Source organism: Methanobrevibacter sp., assembly GCF_045130115.1.
In the GTDB taxonomy this organism is placed as follows: Archaea; Methanobacteriota; Methanobacteria; order Methanobacteriales; family Methanobacteriaceae; genus Methanocatella.
The window spans coordinates 1-15,267 of record NZ_JBGUPC010000057.1; the positions used below are offsets into that span (position 1 = coordinate 1).

The window sequence follows — 15,267 nt, forward strand, 5'->3', positions numbered from 1 at the left end:
CTCGAACCTGTGACCAATCGGTTAACAGCCGAACGCTCTACCTACTGAGCTACGATGGCATGAGACACCCATCCAACTTAACCAAATATTGCCCATGATTAAAAATCAAAAGACTTTAAACAGTAATAATAACTATGCAAGACATAGTATATAAATGTTTTGATTATTTCAATTTTTTCATGAAAAATCAAAGTACACCATTAATTTTAATTGTTACTATTATATAAACTTTAAGGACAAATATACTATCATGGATTCTAACATATTTGACCTAATTGAAAAAGCTAACGAAAGCACTTTAAAAAACCATGGCGATTTGATTACTCTTGAGCGAGCAGTATTCCTCTCATGGTGGTGCGATAAGGGAGATTGTGCTTTCTGCTACATGTCCACACAAAAGGACAAAATCAAAGATCCTAAAAAAGCAAGGAGAAATGTCTCAAACATCTATGCAGAGGCCGAAATGTGCAGACGTCTTGACTGGAACATCGAATTTTTATCCGGAGGATACGAATCATTTACCACCCAGGAAATCAAAGACATTGCAACAACAATCAAAGACATAACCGGCGACGGGGTTTGGTTGAATACCGGAATCACTGATGATCTGGCAGAGTTTGAATCAGAAATTAAAGGAATAACCGGTGCGGTGGAGGTTGCCAATCCATCAATACACAACAGAGTCTGCCCATCAAAAAAGTTAGAAGACATCAGCAATATGCTGGACGTTGCAGGCGATTTGGGATTCAAAAAGGCAATAACCATAATTTTAGGCCTTGGTGAAACACTAGATGATGTAAGTTACGTTATCGATTACATCAAAGAACACAAAATTGACAGAGTGATCTTCTATTCCCTCAATCCCCACAAAGAAACCGTCTATGCCAACTCTTCCCAACCTGCTTCACTTTACTATGCACAGGTTGTGGCCCAGGTAAGACTGGCTTTTCCTGATATTGAAATAATCTGCGGAACATGGATTGACAATCTGGCAAACATAGGAATATTGATTCTAAGCGGAGCCAATGGAATAACCAAATTCCCATTATTCAAAATGTTCGGCACAAAATATGGAAAAAGGGTCGAAGAGGAAGTCAAATGGGCAGGAAGACGATTAAAAGGTACATTTACTGATAAAACACAGTTAGGTCCTGAAAAAAGTGAAGTTTCACCGGATTTGGACAGATTCATCAAACGATATGTTAAAGAGTCTTTAAAAAATAAATATTAATTATTATAATATAATATTACTATGATAAAAAATTAAACAAGGTGTAATAATGACATTGAAAGTAGGCGTTATTGGTGCGGGTTCTCTTGGTACTGCACTTTCACAGACCATAAGTGAGAATGTTGACCAATTGTTATTACATGTAAGAAAGCAAGAGTTATGTGATGATATTAACAATACAGGATACAATACACACTATTACCCTAACCGCAAACTAAACGACAACATTAAAGCAACAACAGACATGAATGATTTAGTGGATTGTGAAATCATATTTTTAGCAATTCCATCTTCTGCATTTAGACCAACACTAAAAAGCTTAAAAGAAGTAATTTCAAATGATACAATACTCGTTACAACTGCAAAGGGAATTGAATACCCTTCCCTAAATACAATGGGAGATTTGATATCTGAATATTTTGACAAGAATTACGTTGTATTATCAGGCCCAAACTTTGCATCTGAAATAATGATGCAGCAACCTACCCTCACAAACATCGCATCAAGAAACCCTGAAAATTCAAAAAAGGTTAAGGAAGTCCTTACCACCAAGCACTTTAAAGTCAAAATCATCGATGACATAAGAGGCATTGAACTCTGCGGTGTTTTGAAAAATATCAATGCCATTGCCAATGGAATATGTGAAGGAATGAAGATTAATGAAAATGCAAGATACGGCATATTAACAAAAAGTTTTGAAGACACCATAAGAATAATTGAAGCCTTTGGAGGAGTTTCAAGTACAGCACATGAATATTGCGGATTTGGAGATTTGATTTTGACTTCAACTTCAACCGAAAGTAGGAACCATACTCTCGGAATATTATACGGCCAGAGATTGATTATTGATGAAGCTGCCAGCGGCATCGTATTTGAAGGAAAAAATTCCATAAGGGCAGTCAAGGACATCTGCAAAAATAAGGACATCGACAGCTATATTGTAGATTTCGTTTATGACGTTATTATTGAAAGAATGAATCCAGTTAAAGCATTTAATATATTATGGAAAAAAATAGAATAGGTGAAAACATGATCGGAGTAATTTTATCAGCAGGAATGGGCACAAGACTGATGCCCCTAACAAAAGACATTCCAAAACCATTGCTTGAAGTGAACGGAATGACTTTGCTTGAGAGAATGATGAAAAACCTTATGAACGAAAACATTAAGGAATTCATCGTGATTGTAGGATACAATAAGGAAAAGGTAATTGATTTAGCGCCTAAACTAGAAGAGAAATATTCCATCAAGATAAACATCCTGGAAAACGAAAAATATGACGTTACAAACACTTCAGTTTCCACATATATCGCAAGCAAATACATTGAAGAAAACCAGGAGGATGATTTCATATTAATTAATGGAGACAATGTCGTTGATCCTGAAATCATCACAAGAATTGCCGAAAGGGAAAATACCAGTTTGATTGTAGACAATTTCAAAGAACTGAATGAAGAATCATTTAAAATAATCATTGAAAATGAAACCTTCAATGAGGACAAGACCATTGCAAATGGAAGCATCAAGGAAATCGGAAAATGGATTGATATTGACAGTTCCACTGGAGAGTTCATTGGCGTTTCAAAAGTATCTAAAAAAGACCTGTCCAAATTTAATGAACTTCTTGAAGACCTGATGGAAGATGATAAGCAAAACTACTACGACTTTGCATATAAACCATTAAGTGAAATCACACCAATCGATTACGTTTTAACCAACGGACTTAAATGGACCGAGATTGATGACCATAACGACTGGAATCAAGCTCAAAAATTAATTGATGAATTTGAAAATTAATCCATCAATTTTTATTTCTTTTTTTATTTTTCAAAATCATTGAAAAGTACCTGATTTTCAACAATATTTATAAATTGATTTAAACAAATATAATGATAATATAAAAAATTATCCTAAATGGGAGGAATTATTATTAGTGACGATGTCGATATGATGTGTGGACTTGAAATCCACGTACAATTAGAAACCGAATCAAAATTATTCTGTGATTGTCCTACAAACTATCAGGACGCACCTATTAACACAAATATTTGTCCAGTGTGTCTCAATCAGCCAGGAGCAAAACCACATCCTACAAATGAGAAAGCTCTGGAAAATGCATTGATGATTGCTTTAATGCTAAACTGTGAAATTGATCAAGACGTAATTTACTTTATGAGAAAACATTACGATTACCCTGACTTGCCATCCGGTTATCAAAGAACTTCAGTCCCTATCGGAATTAACGGCGAATTGAATGGCGTTAGAATTAGAGAAATACATGCTGAAGAGGACCCAGGTCAATTTAAACCTGATAGAGGTACTGTAAACTTCAACCGTTCTGGAATTCCTTTAGTCGAAATTGTAACAGAACCGGATATAAAATCTCCGGAAGAAGCAAGAAACTTTTTAAAAGAGCTAATCCGTGTTATACAATATAGTGGAGGTGGCCGTGGCGAAGGTACCATGAGAGCCGACGTAAACATCTCCATCAATGGAGGAAACAGGGTTGAAATGAAAAACATCAACTCCATCAAAGGTGCATACAAAGCATTGAAATTTGAATTAATCAGACAGAAAAACCTTGAAAAAAGAGGGGTTGAAGTTAAGCAGGAAACCCGTGCATACCTGGAATCTCAAATGATTACAGTAGGTATGAGGATGAAAGAGGATGCTGATGACTACAGATTCATCACAGACCCTGACTTGCCTCCGATGAAAATTTCCGATGAAACAATTCAAAGAATCTTAGACACAATGCCTGAAGCTCCACATAATAAAGTTAAAAGATTTGTTGAAGAATATGGCATTGATGAAGAATCCGCTAAAGTATTAACTTCAGAATTGGATTTGGCTATCGCATATGAGGAAGTCGCAAAAGAAGTCGATTCCAAATTTGCTGCAAAAGTAATGAGAGATGAACTTAAAAGAGTATTGTCCTACAACAAATTAGACTATGCTGACAGTGGAATTACTTCCCAAGATTTAATTGAATTCCTAAACATGCTTCAAAATAAAGAAATAACTGCAAAAGCAGGACATAAGATTATCGAACAAATGCCTAATAATGAAAAATCCCCTAAAGAAATTGCTGAAGAATTAGGATTATTAGGTGTTGTTAAAGATGATGAAGTATTGGCTGCAGTAAAACAGGCAATTGAAGAAAATCCTAAAGCGGTTGATGACTATTTAGCGGGCCAGAAAGCTTCCTTAAACTTCTTAGTCGGACAAGTAATGAGATTAACCCGTGGAAAAGCAGACCCAGGAGAAACCGTTAAACTTTTAAAAGAAAATATAGAATAGGAGGAAACTAAAAATGGGAAAGAAATCTTTTGTTAAAGATTATATGACTAAAGATGTTATCAGTGTTTCTCCAGATACTAAAACCGAAGATATTATAAAGTTAATGCAGAAAAGTCATCACAACAGTTATCCTGTAGTGGAAGATGGAAAGCTAGTCGGAATGGTAACTGCATTCGACATCGTGTCTAAGGAAAGATCCGAAACAGTTGCCGGATTAATGAGTACCAAATTAGTTGTCGCTAATAAAAACCTATCAATCAATGACGCTTCTAGAGTAATGTTTAGAAGAGGGATTTCAAGAATGCCTGTTGTAGATATTGATGGAACATTAGTTGGAATCATCACAAATACAGACATGGTCCGTTCACACATCGAAAGATCAACTCCCAACAAAGTGGAATACTTCAAAAAGACAATGGAACAACTTTACGGAATCAAAACAACATTAAGACATATGCCTGTTGAAACCAAAAAGTTAAGGCCTACACAAGATAGGGTTTATGCTGATGAACTCGAAGGAAGAGCTTATGAGTTAGAAAAAGGATTGGCAGAACCTGCAATTGTTGTTAAAACCGGCGACAGATGGATTTTAGTTGATGGACACCACAGAGCCGTAGCTTCAGCTCAAAAAGGCTATGAAACTGTTGATTCATATGTTGTTGATTTAGGAAAAGACATCAAATTAGGTATGGAAAAAACTGCAGACAAAGCAGGAATATATACTTTTGACGATATTGAAATCATTGATGACGATAAGCATCCATTGATTGCACTTACCGAAAGCATGCAGAAACAAGAATCCAAAGGTGACAATTAATGGATAATGATAAGATTATAAGAGAAGTTTACGAGGTTCTAGAATCAAGAAGGGACAATCCGATTGATTCATACACTTCCAACATCATGAGGGATAGCGACAAAAAAGCAGAAGATAAAATACTTGAAAAGATAGCTGAGGAATCAGGAGAAGTATTGATAGCTTCCAAAAATGATGAAAATCTCGTATATGAATCAGTTGATTTGATTTTCCACACATTATTGCTTTTGGTCTATAAAGGTGTGGAAATCGATGAGATATTCGAAGAATTTGCCAGAAGACGCAAATAGTAAAAATTATATTAATTGATTTAAACATAAATTTTAGTTAATTGAAAAATATTGGTTATAAGAATGTTTGATACACTTTCAGAAAAAAAATTTCTACTAACAGAGTTGGTTAAAAAGAATCTGACTTCAAAATACAAAGATTCAGTTCTTGGAATTTTATGGAGTTTTTTCAATCCGCTTTTGACAATGTTAGTTTTCACAGCAATATTTTCCATGTTATTTGGACACAACATTAAAAATTATCCTGTATACTATCTGGCGGGAAGATTAGCATTTGATTTCTACAATCATGGAACTAAAGGAGCCATGAATTCAATCAGAAAGAATGCAAATATCTTAAAAAAGATTTATGTTCCAAAAAGTATGTTTGCTGTGAGTGCCATTTGTTATGAATTCGTTAACTTCCTAATTTCATTTGCGATATTATTTGGAGTTATGATAATCACAGGCGCTCCATTCCATCCGACATTAGTGTTCTCAATCATACCAATAGTCCTATTGGTTGTGCTCGTGTTTGGAGTAGGTTTAATTTTATCTGTTTGTAATACTTATTTCACCGATATAGGATATTTATACAATGTATTTACACTAGTGCTGTTATATGCATCCGCAATGTTTTATCCAATAGAGATTGTTCCGTCACAGGTACAGTTTCTATTTACTTTAAACCCTGTTTATTGTGCAATGTCCTGTTTTAGGCAATGCGTATATGGAACAATTCCAGATATCTCAATGATATTGTATTTGGGTGTTTTTGCATTTACAACATTAGGAATTGGTATATTATTATTTAATATTTATGATAAAAAATTAGCTTTAGAGTTATAGGTGTTATTATGGGCATAATGGGAAGAATAAGAAAACTGATTGGTGGATCCTCAAGTGATGCTTATAATAAACAGCTTGATGACAACATTGCAGTTAAGGTAGAGCACGTATCCATGGAATTTAAAATCACCAAGGACAAAATCGATACTTTAAAGGAATATGTCATCAGAACAATAAAACGCAATAAAAAAGACAAGGAAAAGATTAGAATTTTGAATGACATTTCATTTGATGTATATAAGGGAGACAAACTCGGAATTTTAGGATTTAACGGTGCCGGAAAAAGTACTCTCTTAAAGATATTGGCCGGAATCTATGAACCGACCTATGGAAAAATTACAATAAACGGAAAAGTAGCTCCATTATTGGAGTTGAGTGCCGGTTTTGATAAAAACTATACCGGAAAAAATAACATTTACCTGAACGGCGCTTTCTTAAGTATGGACAAGAAGTTTCTTGACGAAAAATTTGACGAAATCGTTGAATTTTCAGAACTTGGAGACTTCATTAACTACCCGGTTAAAAATTACTCCTCCGGTATGAGAGCAAAATTGGGTTTTTCAATAGCCACTTTAATCGAGCCTGATATTCTAATTGTTGATGAAATTTTATCTGTTGGAGACATAAAATTTAGGAAGAAGAGTTCCGAAAAGATTAATGAACTTATGGCGGAAGGCGTTACAGTATTGCTCGTTTCACATTCCATAAATCAAATAAGAAAAATCTGTGACAAATGTATTTGGATTGACAATGGACAGATTATCATGGAAGGTCCATCAGATGAAGTTTGTGATGCATATGTCAAAAACGCAAAAGGTAAAACTAGCAAGAAATGACCTCGAGGTAAAAATATGGATAAACGATGGATTGGAATTATATTAATATTAATTGCAGGATTAAGTTGTATGTTCGTTATTGTCATCAATTCCTCAAGCGTAGGAAGTGCAGTCAGCGTAATAGAAGACGTTACAATAACTATACCCCCAGGATACATTACCTCTGATGACGGTCAGAATTTCTGCCAGATGGTTAATCAAAAAACCGGTGAAAACATTCGTATTAAATGCATAGATGGAAAAACTTCACACGTTGCCCAATACAACAAACAATTGAACACATTTAAAACACAGGACGAAATTGTAATCCACAAAAACTTTACAAACAAGACTGTAAGTATAATCGACTATGAAAACATAACATCAGATGAGGGCAATAAAAGCTATATGTACTTTGATAAATGCGACCATACCTTCTCAATGAAAATGAAAGGATTTGCTGATGATAAAAGCAGAGACCAAGTGTATGATTTCATCGTCAGCCACTTGAAATATGATTTCAAACAAAGAACATGATGGCTTGAAGTCAATCTTTTAAACAATATTGCATGTTGTACATTCCTCTTTCAAAATTGAGGAATTTAACACTTTTTTTATTGAATTGCTTAAATCCAATTCTTTCATAAAGCTTTTTTGCACCGGGATTTCTAAAATCAGCATCGAGGGTTACCCGTTTATAATTTTTGGATTTTGCATACTCTATTACATCACAGACAACCTTTCTTCCAATTCCCTGACCCCTCAGTCTGGAATCAATGGCAAGTTCTGCCAGATAAAGGTCATCATCTTCAATATCCGCCAATGCAAAATGGTCCAAAATATCCACTATCAGCAGTCTGGGGGACTTCAAATAAAACCTATGTGAAACCTCAGAATCATAAATCATCAAAATACCTATGATTTCACCATCATCATCCAGAATCACTTTAAAAAAATCGCCCAATTCCCTTTTGGGCAAATCCTTGGCAATGGTCTTAACGGCACTTTCCTCATCTTTAAAAAGCATGTCAAATGTTCTGAAGTCCACATCATAGACCAATTTTGCTACTTTATTCAAATCATGTACTTCCGGTTCAAAGGTTTCATATCTCATTTAATCACTATTAACAATTGTAAGGGCAAATACTCCTGCTCCAAATCCGTTATCTATATTGACAACGGCAATACCTGGGGCACATGATTGAAGCATTGCATCAAGCGCAACTCTTCCTCCTTCCCCGACGCCGTATCCCACAGATGTCGGAACTGCAATTACAGGCACGTCCACAAGACCTGCGACAACTGACGGTAGAGCGCCCTCCATTCCTGCACATACTATGAATGCCCTGACCCCTTCGCTTACCATATGGGCAATTTGGGGAAAGAGCCTGTGAATTCCGGCAACTCCAATATCATAGGAGGTAATCGCTTCGCATCCCCCTTCCTCAACAATGACACGTGCCTCTTCGGCAATGTTGATGTCTGAAGTTCCCGCAGTTATTATTCCAATTTTGGCAATCGGATCCTGTTTAGTGATTTCCTGTCTTATAATCAGTATTTGAGCCCTTCTGTTATAATCGAGAATGTATGAATTTTCGCCTAAATCTTCAATGATTCTTTCGTAACGTTCATGAGCCAATTTTGTAATTATCAAATCCTGACTGCTTTTTTCAAGATAATTTCTGATGATTGTAATCAAGTCCTCATAGTCCTTGCTTGGTGAGAACACAGCTTCTGGAAAGCCGGTTCTTTCTGTTCTCTTAATGTCAAATTGGGCAACCTGGTCGAACTCCAATATGTTATCAGCCTTGAGAAGTCTTTCGGCGTCATCTATATTGAGCTCCCCACTTACCAATCTTTCAAGAATATCTTTCATAATATAATATTTAGGATAAAATTATATAAAATTTAACTTACAATATTATAATTTAATGAAAGCTTTAATGATTTTAACTCAAGGAATTGTCCAAGGCGTAGGATTCAGGCCATATGTATATAGGCTGGCGGTAGATTTAGACCTCAAAGGATATGTTAGAAACCTTGGAAACGTAGTTGAAATCGTTATTGAAGGAGAAAAAACCTCTGATTTTGTTGACAGACTACCTAAGGAACTGCCTCCAATAGCCAAAATAGATTCCATGGAAGTCACTGAAATCGAAATTGAAAACCATACTGATTTTGAAATCATTGAAAGCGGAGACACATACTCCGGAGTCAGCGTGATTCCACCGGACATTGCAATCTGTGACAAATGCCTTGAAGAAATCAGGAACCCTCAGGACAGACGCTATAAATATCCGTTCAATGCATGCACTGACTGCGGACCAAGGTTTACAGTAATAGAAAGCGTTCCTTATGACCGCATTAGAACTTCAATGGAGGATTTCCCATTATGCGACGACTGCCTTGTCGAGTACAAACAGCCATTGGACAGGCGTTATCATGGAGAGGCAATCTGCTGCAGCGACTGCGGACCTCAAATGGAGATATATGAAGGAAATGTAAAATTGGATGTGGAAAATCCTATTAGAAAAGGTGCTGAAATCCTGAAGAATGGAAAAATACTGGCAATAAAGGGAATAGGCGGAACACACCTTGTCGTTGATGCATACAATGATGATGCAATCAAGGAGCTGAGGTCAAGGCTCAACAGACCAAATCAGGCATTTGCAGTAATGTGCAGGGATTTGGAAAGCCTTGAAAAATATGCTCTCTTAAGCGAAAAGGAAATAGAAACAATAACATCCAACAAAAGGCCAATTGTTATCCTAAAGAAAAATGAAGGATACAGGTTCCCTGAAAGCCTGTCACCAGGCCTTCATAACATTGGAGTGATGCTTCCATACTCACCGATGCACTATTTACTGTTTGATGAAAGCGACATCGACACATATGTCATGACCTCCGCCAACATTCCGGGCGAACCGATGATGATTGAAAACGATGAAATCATCAATGGAGTCAATGACTATTCTCTGGTTCACAACCGAAGGATACTGAACAGATGCGACGATTCAGTAATCAGATTCCGAAACAACGAGCTTTCTTTCATCAGGCGCTCAAGGGGATACACCCCCGAACCATATACAATAGGATATGATGTCAATGACCTCAACGTATTGGCATTGGGCCCCGAACTTGACGTGACATTCTCAATAGCAAAGGGAGACAAGGTATACCCTTCACAGCACATCGGAAATACCAACAAGCCTAAAACACTGATGTTTTTAAGAAAAGCCATTGAAAACATGGAAAGGATTACAAAAATCAATGAGTTCGACATCATCGCATGTGACATGCACCCTCATTTCTTTACAACACGCCTGGCACATGAACTGGGTGAAAAGTATGGTGCAGAAGTCCTGCCGGTCCAGCATCATCATGCACACACCGTAGCACTTGCAAATGACCATGGAATCGATGAGATGATTAGCATATCAGCCGACGGAGTGGGCTACGGCAGCGACGGAACAAGCTGGGGTGGAGAAATCCTATACACAGACATCAATTCATTTGAAAGGATGGCCCATCTTGAACCTCAACTTATGCCCGGAGGAGATGTTGCGACAAGATATCCCGCAAGAATGCTTGCAAGCATCCTAAAAGACGACAATCTGATTGGAAACTACCTAGATTACTTCAAATATGGGGAAATTGAAATTAAAAATATCAAAAAACAGATTGATGCAGGAATAAACGTTGGAATCACCACAAGTACAGGCAGGATCCTTGACTCAATGGCAGTTGCTCTGGAAATATGTCATGAGCGCACCTATGAAGGAGAATGCTCAATGAAGCTTGAATCAGCAGCATATTACTCTACAAAAGAGCTGGAAATTCCTGTAGTCATTGAAGGCAATCAGTTGAACACCACTGAAATCTTGCGTGAAGTCGTGAGACTATATCAGAATGGCGAGAAAAAGGCAGATGTTGCAGCGGCAGGACAAATTGCAGTTGCAAGCGGATTAAGTGAACTTGCCATTAAATCCGCCGATAAAAAGAAAATTATGGATATTGGAGCTACAGGAGGAGTGTTCTACAACGAAGCCATAACCGATTGCGTCAAGAATTATGTTGAAGGAAATGGCTATAACTTCATACAGCACCTCAATACCTGTGCCGGAGACGGATCCGTTTCACTGGGCCAAAGCATTGTGGCTAAAAAAAAAGTAAAAAAAGTGTTTGAAATTTAATTCAAACAAAACTATCTATTTTTCATGGTCCTTTCAAGGATATATTCTGCTCTTTCCAAAAGGTTACCATATAATCTTATTTGGTTTCTCAACTCATCTATTGCTTCGAGTTGTCCATCGTCGATTCTCTTTTCGATATCCAATAGTTTGGACCATTCGTCTCCTGATGGCAGCTGCAATGTATTGAGCATGTCGTCTGTAAACTGCACATCAAAGTTATTTCTGTTGATTGTAATGTGGATGTTGACTTCGTTCTGTAAATCGTAGTATTTACGCGGACGGCCTCTTAAAATCTTTTTGTAAGAAGAATTTAGGATACCTATATCTTCCATTGCACGCAAGTGTGCTATAATGGCTTTCTGTCCAATGTCAAGTTCATTGGAAATTTCACTAACAAACATAGGTTCTTCCCTTAAAAGATTTATAATGTCTCTTCTAGTCTTACAACCCATTACATCAAGGATATCCTCTACATCAATGTCATCTGAAGGCCCATTGTAGTTGGTTCTCAATTCAATATGACCTTTAGGTGAATTAGCATTTCTGCGAGGTTTTTCGTTTTTCTCAATGTTGTTTGTATTAGTCATGTTTATACCTTATGTATCGAAACCTTTATATAACTTTTTGTTACTATAATAATGTAAGAGAAAGATAACTTTTGGTTACTTTAATATTTGGTTCAGAAAAACTTAAAGTAATAACTCTTAAATGATGAACCATTTTCCTATATGTCCATAAATTCCCAAAAACTGAATATTAAAGACCAAAAAGAGAAATTCTCGGTATAGAGTTATTACATAGGTTTTTCAAAAAACCTAGAAAAGGTGTAACTATGACTGATGAAAATAAAAGCGAAGCTGAAGTAGAAACTCAAGATTTGGAAGAGAAATATGAAGCACTTCTTGAAGAAAAAAATCAGGAGATAGAAAAGCTTCAAAAAGATCTTGAAAAATCCGAAAGTGAAACCCAGGAATACATCTCACTCTCACAAAGACTTCAAGCTGATTTCGAAAATTTCAAAAAGATAACTGACAAGAGAAATCAGGAGCTAGTAAAATTCGCAAATGAAAATGTTATAAAAGATTTCTTAGACTGTTATGAAGACTTCGGCAGAGCTTTAGAAACCGAAAACGATGAAGATTTAAGAAATGGTATTGAATTGATCTACAATAAGTTTAGTGATGTATTAGCAAAAGAAGGAGTAAGCGAAATTCCTGCAAAAGGAGAAAAGTTCGATTTGAACAAACATGAAGCATTAATGGTTCAGGACTCCCCTGATGTCGAAAACGGATACATCATTGAAGAGTTGATGAAAGGATACATGTACAAGGACAAAGTCCTCAAATACTCAAAAGTTATAGTTTGTAAAAAATAACGTTTATTAAATAATAATATATTAAAAAAATAAGGTGATAATTATGTCTGATACTAAAAAAGAAAAAATTATTGGAATTGACTTAGGTACTAGTAACTCTGCAGCATCTGTACTCGTCGGTGGTAAACCTACCGTTATTCCAAGTGCAGAAGGTGCAAGCCAATACGGTAAAGCATTCCCAAGTTATGTTGCATTCACTGAAGACGGTCAACAATTAGTTGGTGAACCAGCAAGAAGACAAGCTGTAACTAACCCAGAAAACACCATCAGTGCAATCAAAAGAAAAATGGGTACCGATTACAAAGTAACTATCCAAGGCAAACAATACACTCCACAAGAAATCTCTGCAAAAATCTTGCAAAAGATTAAAAAAGATGCAGAATCCTTCTTAGGAGAACCTATTGAAAAGGCAGTTATTACCGTACCTGCTTACTTTGACGACAACCAAAGAACTGCAACCAAAGACGCAGGAACCATTGCAGGTCTTGATGTAGTAAGACTTGTAAACGAACCAACTGCAGCAAGTTTAGCTTATGGTATCGACAAGCAAGATGACGATGATGACGTTAACATTTTAGTATTCGATTTAGGTGGAGGTACCTTAGACGTAACCATTATGGAATTTGGTGGAGGAGTATTTGAAGTACAATCCACTAGTGGGGACACCCAACTCGGTGGTACCGACATGGACAATGCTTTAATGAACTACTTAGCAAGTGAATTCAAAGCTGAAACCGGAATTGACTTAATGAACGATGACCAAGCAGTTCAAAGATTAAGAGAAGCAGCTGAAAAAGCAAAAATCGAATTGTCCACTACCTTAACAAGTGAAGTAAACTTACCATTCATTTGCATGGGTGCTGACGGTAAACCTCACAACTTAATCAACAATTTAACCAGAGCAAAATTAGAAGAATTAGTAGATCCTATCGTAAACAAATGTGGTCAACCTATCAAACAAGCATTAGATGATGCAAAAATGACCAAAAATGACATTGACAAAATCATCCTTGTTGGTGGACCTACCAGAATGCCAATCGTACAAAAATTCGTGGAAAACTTCATTGGCAAACCTGTAGAAAGAGGAATTGACCCAATGGAATGTGTAGCAATGGGTGCAGCTATCCAAGGTGGAGTACTCGCTGGAGAAATTAAAGACTTAGTTCTCTTAGACGTTACCCCATTATCCTTAGGTATTGAAACCTTAGGTGGAGTATCAACTACCCTTATTGAAAGAAACACTACAATTCCTGCTAAAAAATCTCAAATCTTCTCAACTGCAGCTGACAACCAACCTTCTGTAGACATTCACGTAGTTCAAGGAGAAAGAAAAATGGCAGCAGACAACACCACTCTTGGAAGATTCCAATTAGTAGGAATACCTCCTGCACCAAGAGGAATGCCTCAAATTGAAGTAACCTTCGATATCGATGCAAATGGTATTATCAATGTTACCGCACAAGACAAAGGAACCGGTAAGGAACAATCCATTACCATCACTTCTTCTACCAAATTGACTGATGAAGAAATCGAAAAAGCAGTTAAAGAAGCTGAAATGAACGCTGAAGCAGACAAGAAGAAACAAGAGGAAATTGAAGTTAGAAACAATGCGGACTCAATGATCTACACTGCAGAAAAAACCATCAATGAGGAAGAAATCAAAGACAAAGTCTCTGATGACGAAAGATCCAACATTGAAAAATTAGTTGCAGAACTTAGAGAATTAATCAGCGGAGATGACATTGTAGCAATCAAAGAGAAAACCGATGAACTTACCAAAGTAGTTCAAGACATCGGTGCTAGAATCTACCAAGAAGCTGCAGCAGCTCAACAAGCAGCACAAGGTGCAGCTGGAGCAACTGGTGCTGATCCTAACGCAGGAGCAGGCCCACAAGATGACGATGACGGCACTATTGATGCTGAATTCGAAGAGAAAAAATAATTTGAATCAAAATTAGCAGTAGATTAAAAAAATTATTAAAATATTTTAATAATAACTTTTAATCTATTTATTTTTTGATTTGTCATATTTACTTATAACCTCTCAAAAAATAGAAATAATAAATTGAATTCTTTTAGACATTCCTCCTTGATTTTTCTTAGCCACTTACAACCTTTTAATGTCTAAAGAATTCTTTTTATTAAAAAATTATTATATTGAGAATAAATGAAAGAATCAAAAACTAGTGCAAATTAAATTAAGTTTAAATATTAAAATTAACTAATAATTAATTTAGTAACTTATCATTAGTTAAAATTTAATTAAATTATTTTATTTTAAGAAAAAATTACTGAGAAAAATTGCTGATTAAGTAATGATTAGGTAATTTAATTAAATTTTAATTAATAGTTCAATACTATTTTTAAAATAATATGACTCATTAAAAAAAATCATGAATTCTTAAATAATCAATTACA

Annotated in this window: 15 protein-coding genes; 12 read left to right on the forward strand and 3 right to left on the reverse strand. The window is 36.0% G+C overall.

Going from position 1 to position 15,267, the window contains the following annotated elements:
* The first annotated feature begins 250 nt into the window (after positions 1-250).
* The 9 genes from ACJMML_RS09620 to ACJMML_RS09660 all read left to right on the forward strand — a co-directional run bounded on the left by ACJMML_RS09620 (position 251) and on the right by ACJMML_RS09660 (position 7,818).
* On the forward strand, positions 251-1,231 hold the full coding sequence (locus ACJMML_RS09620) for a radical SAM protein (protein WP_405307105.1): 981 nt from the start codon (positions 251-253) through the stop codon (positions 1,229-1,231).
* Positions 1,232-1,280: 49 nt separating this feature from the next.
* Positions 1,281-2,252, forward strand: coding sequence for an NAD(P)H-dependent glycerol-3-phosphate dehydrogenase (locus tag ACJMML_RS09625; protein WP_405307106.1), 972 nt, complete (start codon positions 1,281-1,283; stop codon positions 2,250-2,252).
* 8 nt (positions 2,253-2,260) lie between these two features.
* Positions 2,261-3,028, forward strand: a complete 768-nt coding sequence (locus ACJMML_RS09630; RefSeq protein ID WP_405307107.1) for a sugar phosphate nucleotidyltransferase — start codon at positions 2,261-2,263, stop codon at positions 3,026-3,028.
* A 150-nt stretch (positions 3,029-3,178) separates the two neighbouring features.
* Entirely contained in the window at positions 3,179-4,531 is a 1,353-nt protein-coding gene (gene gatB / locus ACJMML_RS09635; protein ID WP_405307117.1) for an Asp-tRNA(Asn)/Glu-tRNA(Gln) amidotransferase subunit GatB, read from the forward strand.
* A gap of 13 nt (positions 4,532-4,544) precedes the next feature.
* Positions 4,545-5,348 carry a CBS domain-containing ParB/RepB/Spo0J family partition protein gene (locus ACJMML_RS09640; RefSeq protein WP_405307108.1) on the forward strand — a complete coding sequence of 268 codons (804 nt, stop codon included), beginning with the start codon at positions 4,545-4,547 and terminating at the stop codon, positions 5,346-5,348.
* Positions 5,348-5,638, forward strand: coding sequence for a phosphoribosyl-ATP diphosphatase (gene hisE / locus ACJMML_RS09645; RefSeq protein ID WP_405307109.1), 291 nt, complete (start codon positions 5,348-5,350; stop codon positions 5,636-5,638). The genes ACJMML_RS09640 and hisE overlap by 1 nt, the downstream gene beginning before the upstream one ends.
* A gap of 63 nt (positions 5,639-5,701) precedes the next feature.
* Positions 5,702-6,466: an ABC transporter permease gene (locus tag ACJMML_RS09650; protein ID WP_405307110.1), complete on the forward strand. Its 765-nt coding sequence runs from the start codon at positions 5,702-5,704 to the stop codon at positions 6,464-6,466.
* 8 nt (positions 6,467-6,474) lie between these two features.
* The gene (locus ACJMML_RS09655) at positions 6,475-7,302 is read left to right on the forward strand and encodes an ABC transporter ATP-binding protein (RefSeq protein WP_405307111.1); all 828 of its coding nucleotides are present in this window, start codon (positions 6,475-6,477) and stop codon (positions 7,300-7,302) included.
* 15 nt (positions 7,303-7,317) lie between these two features.
* Positions 7,318-7,818, forward strand: coding sequence for a hypothetical protein (locus ACJMML_RS09660; RefSeq protein WP_405307112.1), 501 nt, complete (start codon positions 7,318-7,320; stop codon positions 7,816-7,818).
* Positions 7,819-7,828: 10 nt separating this feature from the next.
* Here the strand turns inward: ACJMML_RS09660 and ACJMML_RS09665 are convergent, their stop codons facing one another.
* Positions 7,829-8,395 carry a GNAT family N-acetyltransferase gene (locus ACJMML_RS09665; protein WP_405307113.1) on the reverse strand — a complete coding sequence of 189 codons (567 nt, stop codon included), beginning with the start codon at positions 8,393-8,395 and terminating at the stop codon, positions 7,829-7,831.
* Positions 8,396-9,157, reverse strand: a complete 762-nt coding sequence (gene larB, locus ACJMML_RS09670; protein ID WP_405307114.1) for a nickel pincer cofactor biosynthesis protein LarB — start codon at positions 9,155-9,157, stop codon at positions 8,396-8,398.
* A 55-nt stretch (positions 9,158-9,212) separates the two neighbouring features.
* On the opposite strand from larB, the gene hypF reads away from it, so the two are divergent.
* Complete coding sequence (gene hypF / locus ACJMML_RS09675; protein WP_405307115.1) at positions 9,213-11,474, forward strand: carbamoyltransferase HypF; 2,262 nt, start codon at positions 9,213-9,215, stop codon at positions 11,472-11,474.
* 11 nt (positions 11,475-11,485) lie between these two features.
* Here the strand turns inward: hypF and ACJMML_RS09680 are convergent, their stop codons facing one another.
* Positions 11,486-11,926, reverse strand: coding sequence for an ArsR/SmtB family transcription factor (locus ACJMML_RS09680; RefSeq protein WP_394340199.1), 441 nt, complete (start codon positions 11,924-11,926; stop codon positions 11,486-11,488).
* A gap of 380 nt (positions 11,927-12,306) precedes the next feature.
* Between ACJMML_RS09680 and ACJMML_RS09685 the strand changes: the two genes are divergently transcribed.
* Together ACJMML_RS09685 and dnaK are read left to right on the forward strand one after the other, a co-directional pair.
* Positions 12,307-12,849: a nucleotide exchange factor GrpE gene (locus ACJMML_RS09685; RefSeq protein WP_405307116.1), complete on the forward strand. Its 543-nt coding sequence runs from the start codon at positions 12,307-12,309 to the stop codon at positions 12,847-12,849.
* A gap of 43 nt (positions 12,850-12,892) precedes the next feature.
* On the forward strand, positions 12,893-14,791 hold the full coding sequence (gene dnaK, locus ACJMML_RS09690) for a molecular chaperone DnaK (protein ID WP_296855641.1): 1,899 nt from the start codon (positions 12,893-12,895) through the stop codon (positions 14,789-14,791).
* The last annotated feature ends 476 nt before the right edge of the window (positions 14,792-15,267 follow it).

Excerpts from the sequence above, each read along its gene's own strand:
- ACJMML_RS09665 (WP_405307113.1), bottom strand. The coding sequence starts at position 8,395 with ATGAGATATGAAACCTTTGAACCGGAAGTACATGATTTGAATAAAGTA.
- ACJMML_RS09680 (WP_394340199.1), bottom strand. The coding sequence starts at position 11,926 with ATGGGTTGTAAGACTAGAAGAGACATTATAAATCTTTTAAGGGAAGAA.
- ACJMML_RS09660 (WP_405307112.1), top strand. The coding sequence starts at position 7,318 with ATGGATAAACGATGGATTGGAATTATATTAATATTAATTGCAGGATTA.
- ACJMML_RS09620 (WP_405307105.1), top strand. The coding sequence starts at position 251 with ATGGATTCTAACATATTTGACCTAATTGAAAAAGCTAACGAAAGCACT.
- ACJMML_RS09640 (WP_405307108.1), top strand. The coding sequence starts at position 4,545 with ATGGGAAAGAAATCTTTTGTTAAAGATTATATGACTAAAGATGTTATC.
- ACJMML_RS09650 (WP_405307110.1), top strand. The coding sequence starts at position 5,702 with ATGTTTGATACACTTTCAGAAAAAAAATTTCTACTAACAGAGTTGGTT.
- ACJMML_RS09655 (WP_405307111.1), top strand. The coding sequence starts at position 6,475 with ATGGGCATAATGGGAAGAATAAGAAAACTGATTGGTGGATCCTCAAGT.
- hypF (WP_405307115.1), top strand. The coding sequence starts at position 9,213 with ATGAAAGCTTTAATGATTTTAACTCAAGGAATTGTCCAAGGCGTAGGA.
- ACJMML_RS09685 (WP_405307116.1), top strand. The coding sequence starts at position 12,307 with ATGACTGATGAAAATAAAAGCGAAGCTGAAGTAGAAACTCAAGATTTG.
- ACJMML_RS09630 (WP_405307107.1), top strand. The coding sequence starts at position 2,261 with ATGATCGGAGTAATTTTATCAGCAGGAATGGGCACAAGACTGATGCCC.
- gatB (WP_405307117.1), top strand. The coding sequence starts at position 3,179 with ATGATGTGTGGACTTGAAATCCACGTACAATTAGAAACCGAATCAAAA.
- ACJMML_RS09625 (WP_405307106.1), top strand. The coding sequence starts at position 1,281 with ATGACATTGAAAGTAGGCGTTATTGGTGCGGGTTCTCTTGGTACTGCA.
- dnaK (WP_296855641.1), top strand. The coding sequence starts at position 12,893 with ATGTCTGATACTAAAAAAGAAAAAATTATTGGAATTGACTTAGGTACT.
- larB (WP_405307114.1), bottom strand. The coding sequence starts at position 9,157 with ATGAAAGATATTCTTGAAAGATTGGTAAGTGGGGAGCTCAATATAGAT.
- hisE (WP_405307109.1), top strand. The coding sequence starts at position 5,348 with ATGGATAATGATAAGATTATAAGAGAAGTTTACGAGGTTCTAGAATCA.